Source organism: Sphingopyxis sp. C-1, from assembly GCF_001047015.1.
Lineage (GTDB): Bacteria > Pseudomonadota > Alphaproteobacteria > Sphingomonadales > Sphingomonadaceae > Sphingopyxis.
Genome location: NZ_BBRO01000001.1, coordinates 1,165,427 through 1,183,354 on the forward strand (window position 1 = coordinate 1,165,427; position 17,928 = coordinate 1,183,354).

Below are 17,928 nucleotides of genomic sequence, written 5' to 3' on the forward strand. Positions count from 1 at the left end.
AGCAACGGGATTTTTTGCGATGTACGATCAGTTCTATGGTTTCACCGGACGTCCGTTCCAGTTGACGCCAGACCCGCATTTCTATTTCGAAAGCGGCACCCACCGAAAGGCGATGTCCTACCTCGGTTACGGCCTAGCCCAAGGCGAAGGCTTCATCGTCATCACCGGCGATGTCGGGGCGGGCAAGACGACGCTCGTCGGCCATCTGATGAACACGATCGACCCCAACCGGCTGACTGCGGTCAAGCTGGTGTCGACGCAGGTCGAGGGCGACGATCTGCTCCGCCTCGTCGCCGAACAGTTCGGCATCGAGTGGGAAGGGCAGAGCAAGGCCGAAATGCTGCGCTCGATGGAAGAGTATCTGCGCGAACAGGCGCGCGCCGGTCGCCGCACCTTGCTGATCGTCGACGAAGGGCAGAATCTTGCCATCTCGGCGCTCGAAGAGCTGCGCATGCTCTCGAACTTCCAGCTTGGAGGTCATTCGCTGCTGCAAATCTTCCTGCTCGGCCAGCCAGAATTTCGTCAGACGCTTTTCCATTCGCCGACGCTCGAACAGCTACGTCAGCGCGTGATCGCGACGCACCACCTCGATCCGATGGAGCCCGAGGAGGTCGAGCCCTATATCCTCCACCGTCTCGGCAAGGTTGGTTGGACGGGCAATCCCAGTTTCAGCCCCGACGCGTTCGAGGAAATCTTTGATTATAGCGAAGGCGTGCCGCGCAAATTGAACGTGCTGGTCAGCCGCCTGCTGCTCTATGGCGCCGTTGAGCAGATGAACCGTATCACCGCGCAGAATGTGCGCTCGGTCATCGCCGAGATCGAGGCCGATCGCGGCATCGATGCATCGACGCTCGCGCCGCTGCCGGTGGACGAGATCGTTGCGGCGGCCGCGACTGCGGTCGCACCCACGCCCGCGCCCTTTGTCGCGCCGACCGCGGCGAACGAAACGGCACGTGAATGGCCGCAGCGTGTGGCAGCAGCACCCGTGGCCGCCGCGACCGCGCCCTTCGCCGCGCCTACCGAACCCGCGCCGGTCGTCACGCCGACCCCATCCGACGCCGCGCCTGCCGCGCCGACCATCGACCCCGAACAACTCGCAACGCTCGAAAAACAGATCGCGTCGCTCGAGGAACGCCTCGTCGAACAGGACGCCGCACTGCGCCGCGTGCTCGACCTCTTGATCGAATGGGTTGAACGCGATCCGGACAATGCCCCCAATCCGGCGAATTCGCGGACCTGGGCGGCCTGACAACCCAGCCAAAATCGGCTATCCCGCTGATGAAGGTGAGCAAAAATGCAGAACGGCTTGTCGGTCGATGTCGAGGACTGGTTCCAGGTCGGCGCCTTTGAGCGCACGATCGACCGTGCCGACTGGCCGGCGCTCGAATGTCGCGTCGAGGCGAATTGCGACGCGGTGTTGCAGATTTTTGCCGATGCAAACGCCAAGGGCACTTTCTTCACCCTGGGCTGGGTTGCCGAACGCTATCCCGCGCTGATCAAGCGCATCGTCGCGGCCGGGCACGAACTTGCCAGCCACGGCTATGACCATAAGCGCGTCTTCAACATGACCGCCGACGAATTCGCAGCGGACCTCAAGAAGACGCAGGCGATCCTTGAGGATTTGGGCGGGTTGGCTATCCGCGGTTATCGGGCGCCGAGCTTTTCGGTCGATACGCGCACGCCGTGGGCGCATTCCGTACTTGCCGAACAGGGCTATGCCTATTCGTCGAGCGTCGCGCCGGTGGTCCACGACCATTATGGCTGGCCGCAAAGCCCGCGCCACGCATGGCGGCCGCTTCCTGACAGCGATCTCGTCGAATGGCCGGTCACGACCGCGCGCTTCGCCGGGCGGACATTGGCAGCCGGCGGCGGCGGGTTCATGCGGATTCTGCCCTATGGCTTCACGCGCTGGGCGATAGCGCGGATGAACGCGGAGGGGCATCCGGCGATCCTCTATTTTCACCCATGGGAAATCGATCCCGGCCAGCCGCGGGTCGCCGATGCGCCTATCCGGTCGAAGATACGCCATTACAGCGGCTTATCGGCCATGGCCGGCAAGCTCAGGAAATTGCTCGCCGACTTCGAGTGGACTCGCGCCGACGCGCTGCTCTCGGCGCAGCAGCAGCGCGCGCAGCCATGGCGCATCGCGGCGTGAACGCGCCGACGCTTGCCGTGAAGGAGGGTTTTTCCGGCGCGCCGCTTTCGGACGCGGGCGAATGGGATGCCTATGTCGCCGCGCATCCCGACGCGACGCCGTTCCATAGCCGTGTATGGTGCGAGGCGATCACGAAGGCCACGGGCCATCGCTGCCATCTCATCACGGCGCGTGATGCCTCCGGCGCGCTGACTGGTATTCTGCCGCTCCACCACATCCGCTCGCCGCTGTTCGGTCAGGCGCTGGTCGGCAGCGGTTTCGCGGTCGATGGCGGCATTCTTGCCGACAATGCCGCAGTGGCCGCGACGCTCGGGCAGGGCGCGGCGGATATGGCTCGTTCGCTCGGCGTTCCGTCGGTCGAATTGCGCGGCGGCGGGCTGCCCGCGGGCGAGGGCTGGACCAGCGAGGGCGACGTTTACGCAGGCTTTGCCCGCGACCTTGCCGCCGATGACGACGCCGAGCTTCTTGCCATCCCGCGCAAGCAGCGTGCCGAGGTCCGCAAAGTTCTCGAAAGCACGCTGACGGTCACGACGGGTCGCGATCCGGCCGAACGCCGCGATCATTATCGCATCTATGCGACAAGCGTCCGCAATCTCGGTACTCCGGTTTTTCCGAAAGCGCTTTTCGATGCCGTCCTCGATGCCTTTGGCGACGCTGCCGACATCCTGACCGTCCGCGAACACGGGCGCCCGGTCGCCAGCGTCCTCAGCCTCTTTTGGCGTGGCACGGTGATGCCCTATTGGGGCGGCGGCACAACCGACGCCCGCCGCCTCCGCGCCAATGAGCTGATGTACTTTGCCCTCATGCGCCACGCCCGCGCGCGGGGCTGCACGCGCTTTGATTTCGGCCGCTCAAAGGCCGGCACGGGTCCCTTCGCCTATAAGAAGAACTGGGGTTTCGAACCGCAGCCGCTATTCTACGGCCGCTGGCTCGCTCCGGGTGAGGCTCCGCGCGATACCAATCCGAACAGCGCTAAATATCGCCTGCAGGTCGACCTGTGGAAAAAGCTGCCGCTGTGGGCGGCAAACCGGATCGGCCCGCTGATCGCCCGCGGGCTCGGCTAATGCCCGAGATCCTGTTCCTTGTTCACCGCGCGCCCTGGCCCCCCGACCGCGGCGACCGGATCCGCAGCTGGCATATGTTTGAGGCGCTCTCGAAGCTCGGGCCGATGCATGTCGCGGCGCTCGCCGACAATGACGCCGACGCTGCCGCCGCGCGCACGAAGATGGCGCCGCTTTGCAAGAGCTTGACGATCGAAGTGCGCAAGGGCTCGCGTCCCGTAGCGCTGGCGCGGGCCATATTGCGCGGCGAGCCCGTGTCGAACCATTTGTTCCGCAACGCTGCGCTGGCCCGCCACGTCGATGACCTCGTCGGTCGAGGCAATGTCACGCATATCGTCGCCTTTTCGGGCCAGATGGCGCAATATATTCCGTCTGGCTTTGACGGGCCGGTGCTGATGGATTTCGTCGACGTCGATTCCGCCAAATTTGCGACCTATGCCGAACAGGATAAAGGTCAGCCGCTGAACTGGGTTCATAAGCGCGAGGCGCGCGTGCTGGGGGCCTATGAGGTTGAGGTGGCGCGCCACGTCGGCGCTAGCCTGTTCGTCAGCGAGGCCGAGGCGGCATTGTTTCGCGACCATAGCGGACTTAACGCGGACAAGGTCCGCGCGGTCGAGAATGGCATTGATACCGATCGCTTCGATCCGGAAACCGCGCTGGAAACGGTCGGGCGGGGCGCTGGGCCGCTGGCCGTCTTCACCGGCCAGATGGATTATCGTCCCAATATCGATGCGGTCCGGTGGTTCGCAAATGACATCCTGCCATTGATCCGCCAGCGCCATAGTCAAGCGCGCTTCGCGATCGTGGGCCGCGCGCCGACCGAAGAGGTGCGCTCGCTCGCGGCGCTCCCTGGCGTCACTGTCACCGGCGAAGTGTCCGACGTTCGCCCCTGGCTCGCCGCCGCCGACGTGGTCGTCGCGCCGTTGCTGCTCGCACGCGGCGTCCAGAACAAGCTGCTCGAAGCGATGGCGATGGCGCGGCCCGTGGTTGCGAGCGTCGCGGCTGCCGAAGGGATCGATGCAGCGCCGGGCCAGCATCTGCTCGTCGCTGACGGCGCGGGCGCGATGGCGGGCGCCGTCGTTTCTCTCTTCGACGATCCGGCGGCTGCGCGGGCGATGGGGCAGGCGGCGCGTGCGCAGATGATCGCGCGTTACGGGTGGAACGCGCGCTTGGCGCCGCTCGGTAAGTTGCTCGGGCTGCCGGCATGACGATCTGGCAACGCCATCTTGCCGCGCTGGCGCTGCTATCGGCGGCGATCCTTGCGATCTTCTGGCGCGAAGCAGCCGATGTAGCGGGAATCTGGTGGAACAGTTCGACCTTTACCCATTGCCTGCTGATCGTGCCGATGATCGGCTGGCTGGTGTCGCAACGCGTGTCGCTGCTGCGACCGCTGACGCCGGCCTATTGGTGGCCGGCGCTGATATGGATGGCTGGCGCGGGACTGGTATGGCTCGTCGGTGAGGCGGCGGGCGTCGGTTTGTTCCGTCAGCTTGGCCTCATTCTGATGCTGCAAGGGGCCGTCGCGGCGACACTGGGCGAAAAGCTCGTACGCGCTCTGCTCTTCCCGCTCGGCTATGCGCTGCTGCTGGTGCCGTTCGGCGAGGAGTTGGTGCCGCTGCTCCAGACGCTCACTGCGCATATCAGCATGGTCCTCCTCCACCTCTCGGGCATAACGGCGGAGATGGAGGGCGTGTTCATTACCACGCCTGCCGGTTTCTTCGAGGTTGCCGAAGCCTGCTCGGGCGTCAATTTCCTGATCGCGATGCTGGCCTATGCGATATCCGCGGCGCATCTCTGTTTCCGCAGTTGGACGCGGCGGATCGTCTTTGTCGTGGCGGCGCTCGCGACAACGATCCTCGCCAACGCGTTGCGCGCCTATGGCACGATGGTCGCGGCAGAAATCTGGGGGATCGAGGCCGCTGGCGGGATCGACCATATCTTTTATGGCTGGTTCTTCTTTGGCGCCGTGATCCTGCTCGTCATGCTTGTTGCGCGCCGTTGGTTCGACCGGCCGGCAAATGACGCCGCGGTCGATGTGCGCGGGCTGGACGGCGTGCCGCGCTTTGCCGGGCCCGCCAAACTGGTGCTCCCCGCGGCGTTGGCTGTTCCGTTGCTGTTCGTCGGCTGGGGCAATTTGGTGGGCTCCCGCAGCGCAGCCTTGCCCGCGACGATCGCGATCGGCGCGCCGCCGGGATGGCGCGATGTTCGCGTGGAGGGAATGCCGTGGGTGCCACGCTTCGACGGCGCCGATCGGCGGCAGCTACACCATTTTTCCAATGAAAAGGGGCAAGTCGTAACAGTTGCGATCGGCGGCTATGAACGGCAGGCCGAAGGGCGCGAGGTCGTCGCTTTCGGGCAGGGCGCGGTCGATCCCGACAGCAAATGGGCGTGGAGCGCCTCGCTGCCCGCGATCGATGGTGCGAAGACCGAACGACTGTTACATCCGGGACCGGTGCTACGCGACGCGGCGACCTGGTATCTCGTCGATGGCAAGATCACGGGTAGCTCGCGCGCGGCGAAACTCGCGGGTCTGAGGGCGCGGCTGCTCGGCGGCGACCCGCGCGCATTGTCGCTGATTATATCGAGCGAGGAGCGGCGCGGGGGCCGCAATGCGATAGAGGATTTCCTTTCCGCGTCCGGCGGAGCCAAAGCGATGGCTGACCGCGCGCTGAAAAGCAGCTAAGCGTCAGAATATGTGCGGCATCGCGGGTATCTATCATCTTGAAACGGCCAAGCCCGTTGATCCCGCGCGCCTCCGCGCCATGCTCCAGCCGATGCAGCACCGCGGACCCGACGGATCGGGCGAGTGGACCGCCCCCGGCGTCGGCCTTGGCCACCTGCGCCTCTCGATCATCGATATCGCAGGCAGCCCGCAACCGATGGCGAGCGACGACGAGATCGTCACGCTCACCTATAACGGCGAAATCTATAATTTCCGCGAGCTCCGCGCCGAGCTTGAGGATCGCGGCCACCGCTTCCGCACCAGCGGCGATACCGAGGTCATCATCGCGGCGTGGCGCCAATGGGGTCCCGACTGCCTGTCGCGGCTCAACGGCATGTTCGCCTTTGCGATCCACGATCATCAGCGTGGCTGCCTGTTTCTCGCGCGCGACCGGCTCGGGGTAAAACCGCTCCACTATGTCCGTCTCTCGGATGGGTCGGTGGCCTTTGCGTCGGAGTTGAAGGGCCTGCTGCGCAATCCGCTGCTGCGGCAGGAAGCGAACCTGACCGCGATCGAGGATTTCCTGGCCTTCGGATATGTGCCCGACGACAATTGCATCGTCGCAGGCGTAGAGAAGCTGCCCGCCGGCCATTATCTGATGCTCGAACGCGGCAAGCCGGTGCCTGCGCCGACGCGCTGGTGGGCTCCCGATTTCTCGAAGCGCGTCCGGGCTTCGGAAGGCGAGGCGGCAGAGCATCTCGTCCATTTGATGCGCGCGGCGGTGACCGACCGCATGGTATCGGACGTCCCGCTCGGCGCCTTCCTCTCGGGCGGCGTCGACAGCAGCGCGGTCGTCGCGCTGATGGCTGAGGCGAGCGCGAAGGCGGTCAAGACCTGTACGATCGGTTTTGATCAGGCCGCGCTCGACGAAACGGCTTACGCCCAGCAAATCGCCGAGCGCTTCGCGACCGATCACCGCACGCGCACCGTGTCGTCGGGCGACTTCGCGCTCGTCGACAGGATCGCCGATCATTTCGACGAACCCTTCGCCGATGCAAGCGCGCTGCCGACTTACCGCGTGTGCGAACTCGCGCGTGAAGAGGTGACGGTTGCCTTGTCGGGCGACGGCGCCGACGAGGCGTTCGCCGGCTATCGCCGTCTGGTCTTTCAGCATCAGGAAGAAAGGTTGCGCGGCCTGATTCCACGCTTCCTGCGCCGCGGCGTGCTCGGTCCGCTGTCGCACGTCTGGCCGCAGATGGACTGGGCGCCGCGTCCGCTCCGCGCCCGCGCCACGCTGGCCAGCCTGTCGAAGAGCGGGGCAGAGGGCTACGCCGAAGCGGTCGGCGTGACGGGACAGGCGCAACGCTCGCGGCTGTTCAACGATGCGGCCCATCACGCACTCGGCGACCATGTCGCCGAGGCGCGCTATTGGAAGGCCATGGCCGAGGCGCCCGCGCGCGAGGCGCTCGATCGCGCGCAATATGCCGATCTGATGATCTGGCTGCCAGGCGATATCCTGACCAAGACCGACCGGATGAGCATGGCCGTCAGCCTGGAGGCGCGCGAGCCGCTCCTCGACTACCGGTTGATCGAATTCGCCGCGAGCCTGCCCGCATCGATGCGCGTCAAGCGCGGGACGGGTAAGGCGATCATGAAACAGGCGATGGAACGCTATCTGCCGCACGACATTCTCTATCGGCCCAAAATGGGGTTCGTGACGCCGGTTTCGCACTGGTTCCGCGGCCCGCTCGCCCAGCATGCGAAGGCGCTCGCGACGTCGTCGACGCTCGCGCGCTCGGGCTGGTTCGACATGGCCGAAATCGAGCGCATCGTTGCCGCGCACCAATCGGGGCGGCGCGACCATGGGCGGCTGATCTGGCAATTTTTCATGCTTGAAAAGTCGCTGGCCAAGCTGTTCGGAATTTGATGCGCGGCGACGGCGTTGGGATCGGAAACAGACTGGCGTTTATCGAGAAAAATCCGCTCGAACTGGACGCGGGCTGGGCAGAAAATATAGAAATTCCATCCCTATATCATCTGAAATGTCCCGGTATTTGAAAACGCGGTATATGCCTCGACACTTCGACGCATATTCTCCAGCATTGTCGGTAGTTCATTCGCATTAAACCACTGTAAATCCAAAGTTTCCGAACTATCCGCCGCAATATGGCCCTCATATTCTGTCGCGTAGAACATCATAACGAAGAACTGACAGACGTCTCCGTTCGGAAACCGAACGGTTTCAAATTGCGGATCGCTGCCAAAGCCAAAAGGTCTGGGATTTCGTATTCTGAGCCCGGTTTCTTCGAAAGTCTCGCGGATCGCCACCTCCGTCAGATCCTCGCCTTCTTCCGCATTTCCTCCGGGCAATCCCCAGACCGAAAAGTCACTTCGATGCTGCAAGAGGATCGACCCATCCTCCCTGGCGATGATGACGCGCGCGCCAGGAACAAGCAGACATCGGCTCCCTACCAACGACCTGAGCCTTCCGAGGTAGCTATCCGCAAATGTCATATGAACTCCGGCCTGCAGGATGTTGCCCGAGATTGTCCTGACCGTCCGCTTTCCGCAAGCCGCACCAAGACGGCGATCGACAAAAATCATTCGTTTCCGGCCATTCCATCCAGATTGGCGGTGAACGGCGGATATTGGGGTGAGAGCTGTCGTTACCCTCTTTGGATATCGCCCGGCTGGATCCGGGATCGGGTCGGAGCAAGGGCCGCGCAATATTCCAAAGTTCAGGAAAGTTCAGCCCTATGAGCGCCCCGATTTGCAAGTCGCGGACTGCTGGATGTGCGCGGCATGTCCGATCATGGTCGCACCCGAAAGCCAGGCAGCGACCATCTTTTTGTTCACCGAATGAAAGAGCCGGATGAAGGCTGGCACGGCCGGATAATGTAGGAAAGACCTTTTTGGAGGCGATGTCTGTTTTGGGGTGGTGAGCTGACATTCCGTCACCCACTTCCGTCATCCCGGGCTTGACCCGGGATCCCGCTTTTTGACGCACTCACTGGCTTCGGCCTCAAGCGGGACCCCGGATCAAGTCCGGGGTGACGAAAAAGGATTGGTCGGCAACCGGTCGTTTCCCATTTGCGCACCCCGGCGAAGGCCGGGGCCCAGGGCTTCAGAGAGCCGACCTCTGCTCGTTGCGCTCTGGACCCCGGCCTTCGCCGGGGCACACACCTGCAACGGCAGCAACCCGGTCGTTAGCCGTCAGGCCCCTTCGAGCCGTGCGGCGTCAAATTGCCACCCATCCTTAACGCTTGGGTGCTAGGCTCGCGGCCCATGACGGTTTATCCCGCCTTTCCGGCAAGCACCACCGAAGCGGCGCCATTGACCGTGCGTGTCGTCGACCCGCTGGCGCTGTCGCCCGGGCTTGCCGCTGCCTGGGATCGGCTCGCGGACGAAGCGAGCGAGCCCAACCCCTTCGCTGAGCGCTGGTGCCTGCAATCGGCGCTGCATCTGCTCGACCCTGATCGCCAAGCGCGGCTTGTCGTCGTACGCGACGGCAGCGATGGCCCGATGATCGGGATCATGCCGCTTGCCCCCGCGACGCACTATGGCCGCGTGCCGCTGCGCCATGTTGCGGGATGGGCGCATCCCAATCATTTTCTCGGGCTCCCGCTCGTTCGCGCGGGTTTCGAAAGGATGTTCTGGTCGATCCTGCTCGGTTGGTGCGACGCCGCGCCCTGGGCACGCACGCTGGTGCATTTTCCGCGCCTTACCGAAGGCGGGCCGCTGCACCGCGCGCTCGTCGATGTGGCGCGGCAGCGCGGCAGCGAGGCCGAGGTGGTGCACCGCGAGGAGCGCGCGCTGCTCGAAAGCAGCCTGTCGCCAGAAGAATATTGGGATGCCGCCGTGCGCGCGAAAAAGCGCAAGGAACTGCGGCGACAGGCAAACCGGCTGTCCGAGCATGGCGCGGTGCAGTTTCGTCGCTGGCAGCCGGGTGAGGCAATCGATCCGTGGATCGAGGCCTTCCTCGATCTCGAGGCGCGTGGCTGGAAAGGGCGCGCCAAATCGGCGCTCGCGAGCCAGAGCGACACGCAGGCGTGGTTCCACGCGATCCTCCTTGCGGCGGGAGACGCGGGACGGCTCGACATGCGCTCGCTCGATCTCGACGGGCGTCCGCTTGCGATGCTCGTCAACTTCCTTTGCCCGCCCGGCGGCTTTTCGTTCAAGACCGCGTTCGATGAGGATTATGCCCGTTTTTCGCCCGGCGTGCTGCTTCAACAGGCGAATCTCGATTTGCTCGACAATAGGCAGGTCAAGTGGGTCGACAGTTGTGCCGCGCCTGGCCATCCGATGATCGACAGCGTCTGGCGCGAACGCCGCGCCCTGATTTGGGTCAATGTGGCCCTGTCGTCGGCGCCCGACCGTCTTCGCTTCGCCATGCTGACGAAGACCGAACGGCTGTGGCGCCGCTGGAGGGGCGCCGCCGCGCCCGAAAATGAAGTAGAAAGCCCGTCATGACCGTGCATCAGCCGATCACCCGGCCCGTATTCCCTATCGAAACGCTTGAGCGGATGGCGATGCTCTATCCGCAGCAGGCGGGGCTGCTGCATCATCATCTGCCCGATCATCCTTTGCTGTCGCTCGAAGCGCTCGCAACGCTCGGCGAAAATCTGCCCGCGAGCGAGGTCGAGTATAACCCGGGCAATGTGCCGATCGGTATCCGCCCCGAGGATGTCCCGTCGAACGGCCTGTCGATCGGCGAGACGATTCGAACGATCGACAGCAACGGCAGTTGGGCGGTTCTCAAGAATATCGAGAATGTGGACGCCTATCGCACCCTGCTGATGGGTCTGCTCGGGGAACTGGAAGCGGTGGTCGAACCGCGCACCGGCGCGATGCTGACGCCGCAGGGCTTTATCTTCATCTCGTCGCCCGGTTCGATCACGCCGTTCCACTTCGACCCCGAACATAATATCCTGCTGCAACTGCGCGGCAGGAAGGTGATGAACGTCTGGCCCGCCGGTGATGAGCGCTTTGCGCATCGCCGCGAGCATGAACGCTATCACACCGGCGGTCACCGGAATCTGCCCTGGCAGGACGAATATCATGGCGACGCCCAGCAAGTGCCGCTCGGGCCCGGTGATGCGGTGCTGATGCCGGTGATGGCCCCGCATTTCGTCGCCAATGGCGATGCGCCGTCGATCTCTCTGTCGATCACCTGGCGCAGCGAATGGAGCTATCGCGAGTCCGAGGCGCATGCCGCCAATGCGACGCTCCGCCGCATGGGCCTCGACCCGGCGATGCCGCCGCGCTGGCCGAGCTATGCCTGGGCGAAAACAATCGGCTGGCGCATCGCGCGCAGGCTGAAACTCGTCTCCTGAAATCGGCTTGGCCAGAGCGGGCCGACGCCTTCTCAAAACACAGATGACAGATTGCTTTCAATTGGCGCAAATTGCGGTTATGGGCGCGCATCCTTGAATTTTCGACCCATAGAGGACTGATGGCGAAAGAAGAACTTCTGGAAATGCGCGGCCAAGTGGTCGAACTGCTGCCCAACGCGATGTTTCGCGTCAAACTGGAAAACGACCACGAAATTCTGGGTCACACGGCCGGCAAGATGCGCAAGAACCGCATCCGCGTTCTCGTGGGCGACGAAGTGCTCGTCGAACTTACCCCCTATGACCTGACCAAGGGTCGGATCACCTATCGCTTCAAGTGAGCGGCGCGGCGAACTCCCCCGCGCCAATGCCGGCACTTGTACTGGCTTCGACCTCACCGCGTCGGCGCGAATTGCTGGCGCGGATCGGGCTTGTGCCGGCGCGCATTGCCGCGCCAGAAATCGATGAAACGCCGCTGAAGGCAGAGCTGCCGCGCGATTATGTCGCGCGGCTTGCGAAGGGCAAGGCGCTCGCCGTCGAACGCGCGGCGGAAGAGGTCGTGCTCGCGGGCGACACGACGGTGGCGGTCGGACGCCGCATCCTCGAAAAGCCGGCCGACGAGGCCGATCTGCGCCGCATGCTGGGTCTGCTGTCCGGGCGGCGGCACCATGTCTATTCGGGGATCTGCGTCGTCGGTACCGACGGAAAGGCGCGCGTGCGCGTCGTCGACACGATCGTCGCGTTCAAGGCGCTGAGTGCCACCGAGATCGATGCCTATGTCGAATCGGGCGAGGGGATGGGCAAAGCGGGCGGCTATGCGATCCAGGGACGCGCCGAGACGTTCGTGCGTTTCCTGTCGGGCAGCCACTCGAACGTCGTCGGCCTGCCGCTCTTCGAGACGCGGGCCCTTCTGACCAGCGTCGGTATCCCGCTTGGCTGAGTGGATATATGAAGCCGGCATCGGCGAGGCGCGCGCGGCGCTGATCGAGAATGGCGAAATCGTCGAAGCCCGGATCGAGCGCGAGGACGAAGGGCCGCGCCTTGGTGCGGTCGTCGGCGCGAAACTGATCGAGGCGGGCAGGGGCGCCAAGGGCGCACTCGTCGCGCTGGACTTGCCCGGCGAACCGCCGGCGACGCTTGCCGGCTTGCCGCCGTCGACCTCTGTGGGCGCCCGGCTGACCGTCGAAATCACGCGAATGGCGCTGCGCGAACGCGGCCGCGACAAACCGGCACGCGCGCGGATTGCCGAGGCAGGCGCAGCCCTTGCCGACGGACCCGATCTGCGCGCGCGTATCGCGGCCAGCGGCCTTCCCGTCGTCGACCTGCGTCCCACCGACGGCGACCGACTTGAGCAGGCGGGTTGGTCCGAACTGATCGACTGCGTCCGCACCGGCCATTGGCCGTTCGCGGGCGGTGCGCTCTGGGTCGATGCCACGCCTGCGATGCTGCTGATCGATATCGACGGCGAGGGCGAGGCACTGGCGCTCGCCAAGGCTGGCGCGGGGGCGGCGGCGTCGGTGATCCGTCGCTGCGATGTTGGAGGATCGATCGGGATCGACTTTCCGTCGCTGCCCGATCGCGCCGGACGACAGGCGATCGACGCCGCGGTCGATGCCGCACTTCCGCAGCCGTTCGAGCGGACTGCGGTCAACGGCTTCGGCTTCATGCAGATCATCCGCCGCCGCGACCGTCCCTCGCTGATCGAACAGGTCCGGCTCGATCCCGTCGCGACCGATGCCGCGCTCCTGCTGCGGCAGGCGGAACGCACCGTCGGAACCGGCGTTTTGACGCTGACCGCGCGGGGCGCCGTGATCGATCATATTGCCGCGCATCATCATTGGGTGGAGGCGCTGCAGAATCGTACCGGGCGCACTGTCCGCCTTGCCGCGGATTCCGCCGTGAAAGGAGTGGGCCATGCCCAGTAAACCCCCGCGCTGTCCGCTCTGCGGCAAGCCGCGTGATCCCGAATTCAAACCCTTTTGCAGTCGTGGTTGCCGCGATCGCGACCTGCTGAACTGGTTCGGCGAAGGCTATCGCGTTCCGGTCGATCAGGCGCCCGACGGCACCGCCGACGAGGATCGTTTCGACGAGGGATAAATCGCGAAGAAAGGTGCTGGACAGGACGCAAAGCCCTGCCTATAGCCGCCGCTCGCCAGCGCGGCCGACCGGCCGCAGCGGCTCGCCTGGGTAGCTCAGTTGGTAGAGCATGCGATTGAAAATCGCAGTGTCGGCGGTTCGATCCCGTCCCCAGGCACCACTTCCTTCACCGAAAACCATGCCGGGCCTTGCGTGTGCAACCGCGCGCGTTGAAGGTTCGGTGATGCAAGGTCATCGGCGCCCGCGAGCGCCCCGGATATCTGTGGCACAAAACGTCCTGAAAGGGCGCAAATGCTGGGATTATCGCCTCTACCCAAGGGTGGTCGCGCGTGTTACGGCCGCGCGATGAACAGGATCGTAAACAAACTCAACCGTTTGTGGAAAGAGCGCACGCATCGCGCCGCCGCCCGCGCGGTGCTGGATACGCCCGCGGTGGTGCCGGCCGACGATGGCGTGGTCCTGTTTTCGATGATCGGCACGCGCGTGCTGCTGCCTTATCTGGTAGCGGTCAAATCGCTGCACGCGCAGCTTCGCCGGGGTCGTATCGCAATCCTCGACGATGGCACGTTGACCGACACCGACCGCGCGATACTCGCCGCACATCTTGGAAATCCGCGCGTCATTTCGATTGCCGATGTCGATACCGGCCCGTGCCCGCGCGGCGGAACGTGGGAACGGCTGCTCACCATCCTCGACATTCGTGCCGGTGATTATGTGATCCAGCTCGATTCCGACACGGTGACGCTGGGCGCCGTGCCCGAGATCGCGGAAGCGATCGCCGGGAATCGCAGCTTCACCTTGCGCGGCGATCCTGATTCGCAGCTTTTGTCCTTTGCCGAGTTGGCGAGCCGCACCGATGACGACGCCTTCCTGTTCAATCCCGACGCGCATGTGCAGGGCGCGATCGAGAGTGGCCTCGATCGCGTAGAACTGCCGATGCTTGCCCACCCGCTCTATGTGCGGGGATGCTCGGGATTTGCCGGGTTCGCGCGGGGCGGCAATGGGCGCATGCTTGCCGAAGCCTTTTCCCGCGAAGCGGAACGGTTGCTCGGCGCCGAGCGCTGGGCGCGCTGGGGGAGCGAACAGGTGACCTCGAACATGGTCATCGCGAACGAGCCCGATGCGTTGCTGCTGCCATATGACCATTATCTCAATTTCTGGGACGAAGGCGTGCCGGACGACGCGCGCTTCGTCCATTTCATCGGCAGCTATCGTTTCAGCGGTACCGCCTATATCGACGCCACGCGCGCGGCCGTAGCGGCTTTGGGCCAAGCCTAGACGGCAGTGTCGGGGCTTGTCGGCATACGCCGGCCTCGGACCATCCCGATGAGGTCGCGCACCGTCTCGCGCGCGAACAATATCAGCCACAGGCAATAAATCGGTCCTCCGGTCGCGACGAGTATCGCGAGCCGAAGCGGTTCGGGCATTGCTGGCAGCAGGCGGTCGACCAATAGCACCACTGCCGCCATCGCAGCGGCGGCGAGCACTGGCGTCGCGACCGCGCGGAGCAATTCGCTTGCCCCGACTCCGATGACGGGCAGCGACCGGGTAGCGGCAAAGGCGAGGAGCAAGGGATAGGCGATCAGCCATGCCCATGCGATGCCGATGATGCCCCACTGTGCGCCGACAAGAAACACGACGGGCATCAGCAGCGCGCCGGCGATGGCGTTGCCCGAAGCAATGCCAGGGCGGCCGAGGGCATCGGTCGCGGGTCGAAGCAGCGTGAACAGCGTCCAGAAGGGCATGGCGAGCGCCAGCGGCAGGAGCAACGGCACAATCTCGCGCCATTTTTCGCCGAGCAAAGTGAGAACGAGGGGTTCCGCGACTGCGGCGAGCCCGAAGAAGAAAGGCATCGCAGCGACCATGATCGCGCGCGTGGAGCGAGTGAAACCGGCGGCCAGCGCGGGCCGGTCGTTCTGCATCCGGGCATAGGCGGCAAAGGCCACTTCGTTGAGCGGCGGGACGACCTTGTTGTTGAAGATCTGCGTCAACAGCAACGCTGTCGTATAGATGCCGACCAGATGCGCATCGAACCAGCGACCGGCGACCAATATGTCCGCCTGGCTTTGGACAAAGCCGAACAATTGCCCGACCGCCATCAGCCCGCCGTAACGTGCGATCGAACCCGCGCCGCGGAAATCGAAGCTTGGCCACATCCAGCTGCGCGCCGCGATCGTTAGGCCAAGCGCGCGCGCCGCGAACATGGCGATCGGCGCCCAGACCAGTGCCCACACCCCCCATCCCGCCAGCGCGCCGCCGAGCGCGACGCCTGCACCGATCAGTGCGGAGACCAGATTGACCTGCGCCTGACGCTGGAACTCCATCGAACGCGCCAATTGCGCATAGGCGAGCGCGGAGAAGGGGATGGTAAGGTAGATCAGCGACTGTACCCGCAGCAGGTCGGCAACCATCGGCTGGCGATAATAAGCGGCGGCAAGCGGGGCGCAGAGGATTTGCGCGATCGCGAGCGCGCCGTTGAGCAGCAGCATCAATCCGAAAATCTGTCGCAGCTCGTGCGGGGCGATCTCGTCCCGCTGGATCGCCGCGCTCGCAAGACCATAGCCATTGAGCAGGGTGAAGAGCATCAGCATCACCTGCGTCAGTGCGAACAGGCCATAATCTTCGGGCGTCAGGATGCGGATGACGAGGAAAGTGGAGGCCCAGGCGACGATTTGCCCTGCGATTTGCGACCCCGAACGCCAGATGACCGCACGGCGTACTTGCTGGCCGAAATCGGGCGCAATCGGGCTGTCGGGGCCAAGCGTGGTTTCCGGGGGCAGTGCGCGACCTGACATGGCGAGCAGCCTAGCAACTATTCGTTGGCAAAGCATTGCACGCGCGCGTCATCGTGGTGCAATGCCATATTTGCGCGGCGCATAGTCGCTGGCCGGAGGTCGGGAAACCTTACTGCGTTTCACCTCGATCCATATCGGCTTGCGTCCCAGCCGCGCGTTGAAAAGGCTGTTGAACGTCGCCGGGTCGGCCAGCGGGGAATCGAGTGCTTCGCCATACTGACGGCGCACCGCCGCTGGATCATAGCCCATCGCGTTCAGCAGGGTCGGGAAGATGCGATAGTGGCTCGACGCATCGAAGCTTCGCCTTGCGGCATCATCCCAGCGTCCCGATGTGTCGATGATCGCTAGCGGGACCGATCCCTCTTCGCTGGCCGGCGACGGGCTGCAATGCGTGGTCGTTCCCGCATCGCCGCGTTCGTGCAGATTTTGTCCATGGTCGGACGTGTAGATGATCAGCGCTCCATCGAGCCGCGCGCGGGCGAACAGGCGGTCGAAGAAATCGCCCACCGTCCACGCCACCGTGTTGCGATAGCTGTTGCGATAAAGCCGCCAGCTTTCGGCGCCGCTGTACAGATTTTCCGGAAGCTGTGTTTCGGTCACGGCCGCGGCTTCGTTGCGTGGCAGCGTCGGCGCGAAAATGCGGGCGCTGTCGGGGTATTTGTCGGCGACGGGAAAATGCGCGCCCATCTTGTTTATCAGGACGAAGTCACGCCGTTCATTGCCCAGCGCCGCGATCAGCGCATCCGCCGCGGCCATATCGCGATCGACGACGGCCGTGTCGCCGAACTGCACGAAGTGATCGATCTGTCGCCGCTCGCTATCATCCATGCCGTTCTGATAGGCGCCGCCGGTCCGCTGCGCGTCGATATAGGTGGTCGCGAACCCCGCTTGCTTCGCATAAGCGAAGATCGACGGCATCGTCGCATTAATCCGGTGATAGGCGTCTCGTGTGCCCCCGTGCCGGAGCGTCAGATTGCTTCCGAAGCTGCAATGGGTGATCGACGCCGCGAGACCGAAATTGCTGACGGTGACGCCCGTCGGCGGCGACAAAAGGCCCGACCGGACGCCTGCGGGATCGTTGATATCGAGGTAGCGGCCGGCGATGCTCTCGTCGATGATCAGGACGATATCGCCTTGCTGCTTGCTCGGCCCATGCGCGATCGTCACGGACTGACGTGCCGCCGATGGCTGGGTCGCGGCTTCGAAGGCCGCAAGCGCCGAATAGGCCATCCCGACCCATGCGTTCGGCAGGCCGCGGCCGCCTTCGCCGCCCCGGACGAAGAGCAGGAGGGTCAGCATTGCCAGCCCCAGAACGGGCGCAAGCATGGCGACGATGCCCGGTATGGGCGCCCGCCCGCGGGGCTTCAGTCCGACGCCAAGCAACAGGAAGAATGCAGCAGCGGAAGACCAGGCGATCGCCGCGCTGTATTGCGCTGCGGCATCATCGGCGAAGCCCGCCGAATAGATCATGGTGACGAACGCATCATAGCTCATCGCATCGCCGATGGCGCCTTGAAAGCTGCCGATGAGAATAGCGGCGAGAGCGAACAGCAGGGCCCAGCCCCAACGCAATATCGGTCGGCGGATAAAGGCCGCACCCCATAGGCAGGCGGCAAGCCCGCAATAAAGGCTTGCGTAGAGCAGGAGCGAGAACGAGAGCCCCAGCGTGGCCACACGAGCGGCAATGTCGGGAAGTTCGAAGGCCAGGCCGATGACGAGCAGGATTGTCTTGGTCAACGTTCCTGGGCTCGGCAAACTCTGCGCCCGCATCAACCATCCTTCACGACCGGAAATTCGGCACCGGGCCAATAAGGCAAGGACCGGAGCA

Annotated in this window: 16 protein-coding genes and 1 tRNA gene; 14 read left to right on the forward strand and 3 right to left on the reverse strand. The window is 64.4% G+C overall.

All coding sequences use genetic code 11. The features are described 5' to 3' along the window. Nucleotides 1-19: 19 nt before the first annotated feature. Genes SC1_RS05325 through SC1_RS05350 form a run of 6 tightly spaced genes read left to right on the forward strand, consistent with a single transcriptional unit; the run spans nt 20 to nt 7,805 of the window. A complete protein-coding gene (locus tag SC1_RS05325; protein WP_062178554.1) occupies nt 20-1,249 on the forward strand; it encodes an XrtA/PEP-CTERM system-associated ATPase in 1,230 nt (409 codons plus the stop codon). A 45-nt stretch (nt 1,250-1,294) separates the two neighbouring features. Continuing rightward, complete coding sequence (locus tag SC1_RS05330; RefSeq protein WP_062178557.1) at nt 1,295-2,155, forward strand: XrtA system polysaccharide deacetylase; 861 nt, start codon at nt 1,295-1,297, stop codon at nt 2,153-2,155. After that, nucleotides 2,137-3,219, forward strand: a complete 1,083-nt coding sequence (locus SC1_RS05335; protein WP_062183625.1) for a FemAB family XrtA/PEP-CTERM system-associated protein — start codon at nt 2,137-2,139, stop codon at nt 3,217-3,219. Before SC1_RS05330 ends, SC1_RS05335 begins: the two co-directional genes overlap by 19 nt. After that, nucleotides 3,219-4,424 (forward strand): TIGR03087 family PEP-CTERM/XrtA system glycosyltransferase, encoded by a 1,206-nt coding sequence (locus SC1_RS05340; protein WP_062178560.1) that lies wholly within the window; start codon nt 3,219-3,221, stop codon nt 4,422-4,424. Before SC1_RS05335 ends, SC1_RS05340 begins: the two co-directional genes overlap by 1 nt. Then, a complete protein-coding gene (locus tag SC1_RS05345) occupies nt 4,421-5,899 on the forward strand; it encodes an EpsI domain-containing exosortase (protein WP_062178563.1) in 1,479 nt (492 codons plus the stop codon). The genes SC1_RS05340 and SC1_RS05345 overlap by 4 nt, the downstream gene beginning before the upstream one ends. A 10-nt stretch (nt 5,900-5,909) precedes the next feature. Further along, entirely contained in the window at nt 5,910-7,805 is a 1,896-nt protein-coding gene (locus tag SC1_RS05350) for an XrtA/PEP-CTERM system amidotransferase (protein ID WP_062178566.1), read from the forward strand. A gap of 101 nt (nt 7,806-7,906) precedes the next feature. Here the strand turns inward: SC1_RS05350 and SC1_RS05355 are convergent, their stop codons facing one another. Beyond that, nucleotides 7,907-8,482 carry an NUDIX domain-containing protein gene (locus SC1_RS05355; RefSeq protein WP_062178569.1) on the reverse strand — a complete coding sequence of 192 codons (576 nt, stop codon included), beginning with the start codon at nt 8,480-8,482 and terminating at the stop codon, nt 7,907-7,909. A 681-nt stretch (nt 8,483-9,163) separates the two neighbouring features. On the opposite strand from SC1_RS05355, the gene SC1_RS05360 reads away from it, so the two are divergent. The 8 genes from SC1_RS05360 (at nt 9,164) to SC1_RS05395 (ending at nt 14,583) form a co-directional block, all read left to right on the forward strand. Next, nucleotides 9,164-10,348: a GNAT family N-acetyltransferase gene (locus tag SC1_RS05360; RefSeq protein ID WP_062178572.1), complete on the forward strand. Its 1,185-nt coding sequence runs from the start codon at nt 9,164-9,166 to the stop codon at nt 10,346-10,348. Continuing rightward, entirely contained in the window at nt 10,345-11,211 is an 867-nt protein-coding gene (locus SC1_RS05365) for a cupin-like domain-containing protein (RefSeq protein ID WP_062178575.1), read from the forward strand. The genes SC1_RS05360 and SC1_RS05365 overlap by 4 nt, the downstream gene beginning before the upstream one ends. A 119-nt stretch (nt 11,212-11,330) precedes the next feature. Beyond that, nucleotides 11,331-11,549, forward strand: a complete 219-nt coding sequence (gene infA / locus SC1_RS05370) for a translation initiation factor IF-1 (RefSeq protein WP_010162480.1) — start codon at nt 11,331-11,333, stop codon at nt 11,547-11,549. Between the two features lie 26 nt (nt 11,550-11,575). Beyond that, a complete protein-coding gene (locus SC1_RS05375) occupies nt 11,576-12,148 on the forward strand; it encodes a nucleoside triphosphate pyrophosphatase (protein WP_062178578.1) in 573 nt (190 codons plus the stop codon). Then, nucleotides 12,141-13,133 carry a ribonuclease gene (locus SC1_RS05380; RefSeq protein ID WP_062178581.1) on the forward strand — a complete coding sequence of 331 codons (993 nt, stop codon included), beginning with the start codon at nt 12,141-12,143 and terminating at the stop codon, nt 13,131-13,133. The genes SC1_RS05375 and SC1_RS05380 overlap by 8 nt, the downstream gene beginning before the upstream one ends. Further along, entirely contained in the window at nt 13,123-13,305 is a 183-nt protein-coding gene (locus SC1_RS05385; protein WP_062178583.1) for a DNA gyrase inhibitor YacG, read from the forward strand. The genes SC1_RS05380 and SC1_RS05385 overlap by 11 nt, the downstream gene beginning before the upstream one ends. Nucleotides 13,306-13,389: 84 nt before the next feature. Continuing rightward, a tRNA-Phe gene (locus SC1_RS05390) sits at nt 13,390-13,465 on the forward strand. Nucleotides 13,466-13,650: 185 nt separating this feature from the next. Further along, nucleotides 13,651-14,583, forward strand: coding sequence for a hypothetical protein (locus SC1_RS05395; RefSeq protein ID WP_062178586.1), 933 nt, complete (start codon nt 13,651-13,653; stop codon nt 14,581-14,583). Here the strand turns inward: SC1_RS05395 and SC1_RS05400 are convergent. Both SC1_RS05400 and SC1_RS05405 read right to left on the reverse strand, forming a co-directional pair. Then, the gene (locus SC1_RS05400) at nt 14,580-16,100 is read right to left on the reverse strand and encodes a lipopolysaccharide biosynthesis protein (protein ID WP_083435693.1); all 1,521 of its coding nucleotides are present in this window, start codon (nt 16,098-16,100) and stop codon (nt 14,580-14,582) included. The two genes, SC1_RS05395 and SC1_RS05400, sit on opposite strands and share 4 nt — an antisense overlap. A gap of 48 nt (nt 16,101-16,148) precedes the next feature. Further along, the gene (locus SC1_RS05405; RefSeq protein ID WP_062178589.1) at nt 16,149-17,837 is read right to left on the reverse strand and encodes a sulfatase-like hydrolase/transferase; all 1,689 of its coding nucleotides are present in this window, start codon (nt 17,835-17,837) and stop codon (nt 16,149-16,151) included. Nucleotides 17,838-17,928 lie beyond the last annotated feature (91 nt).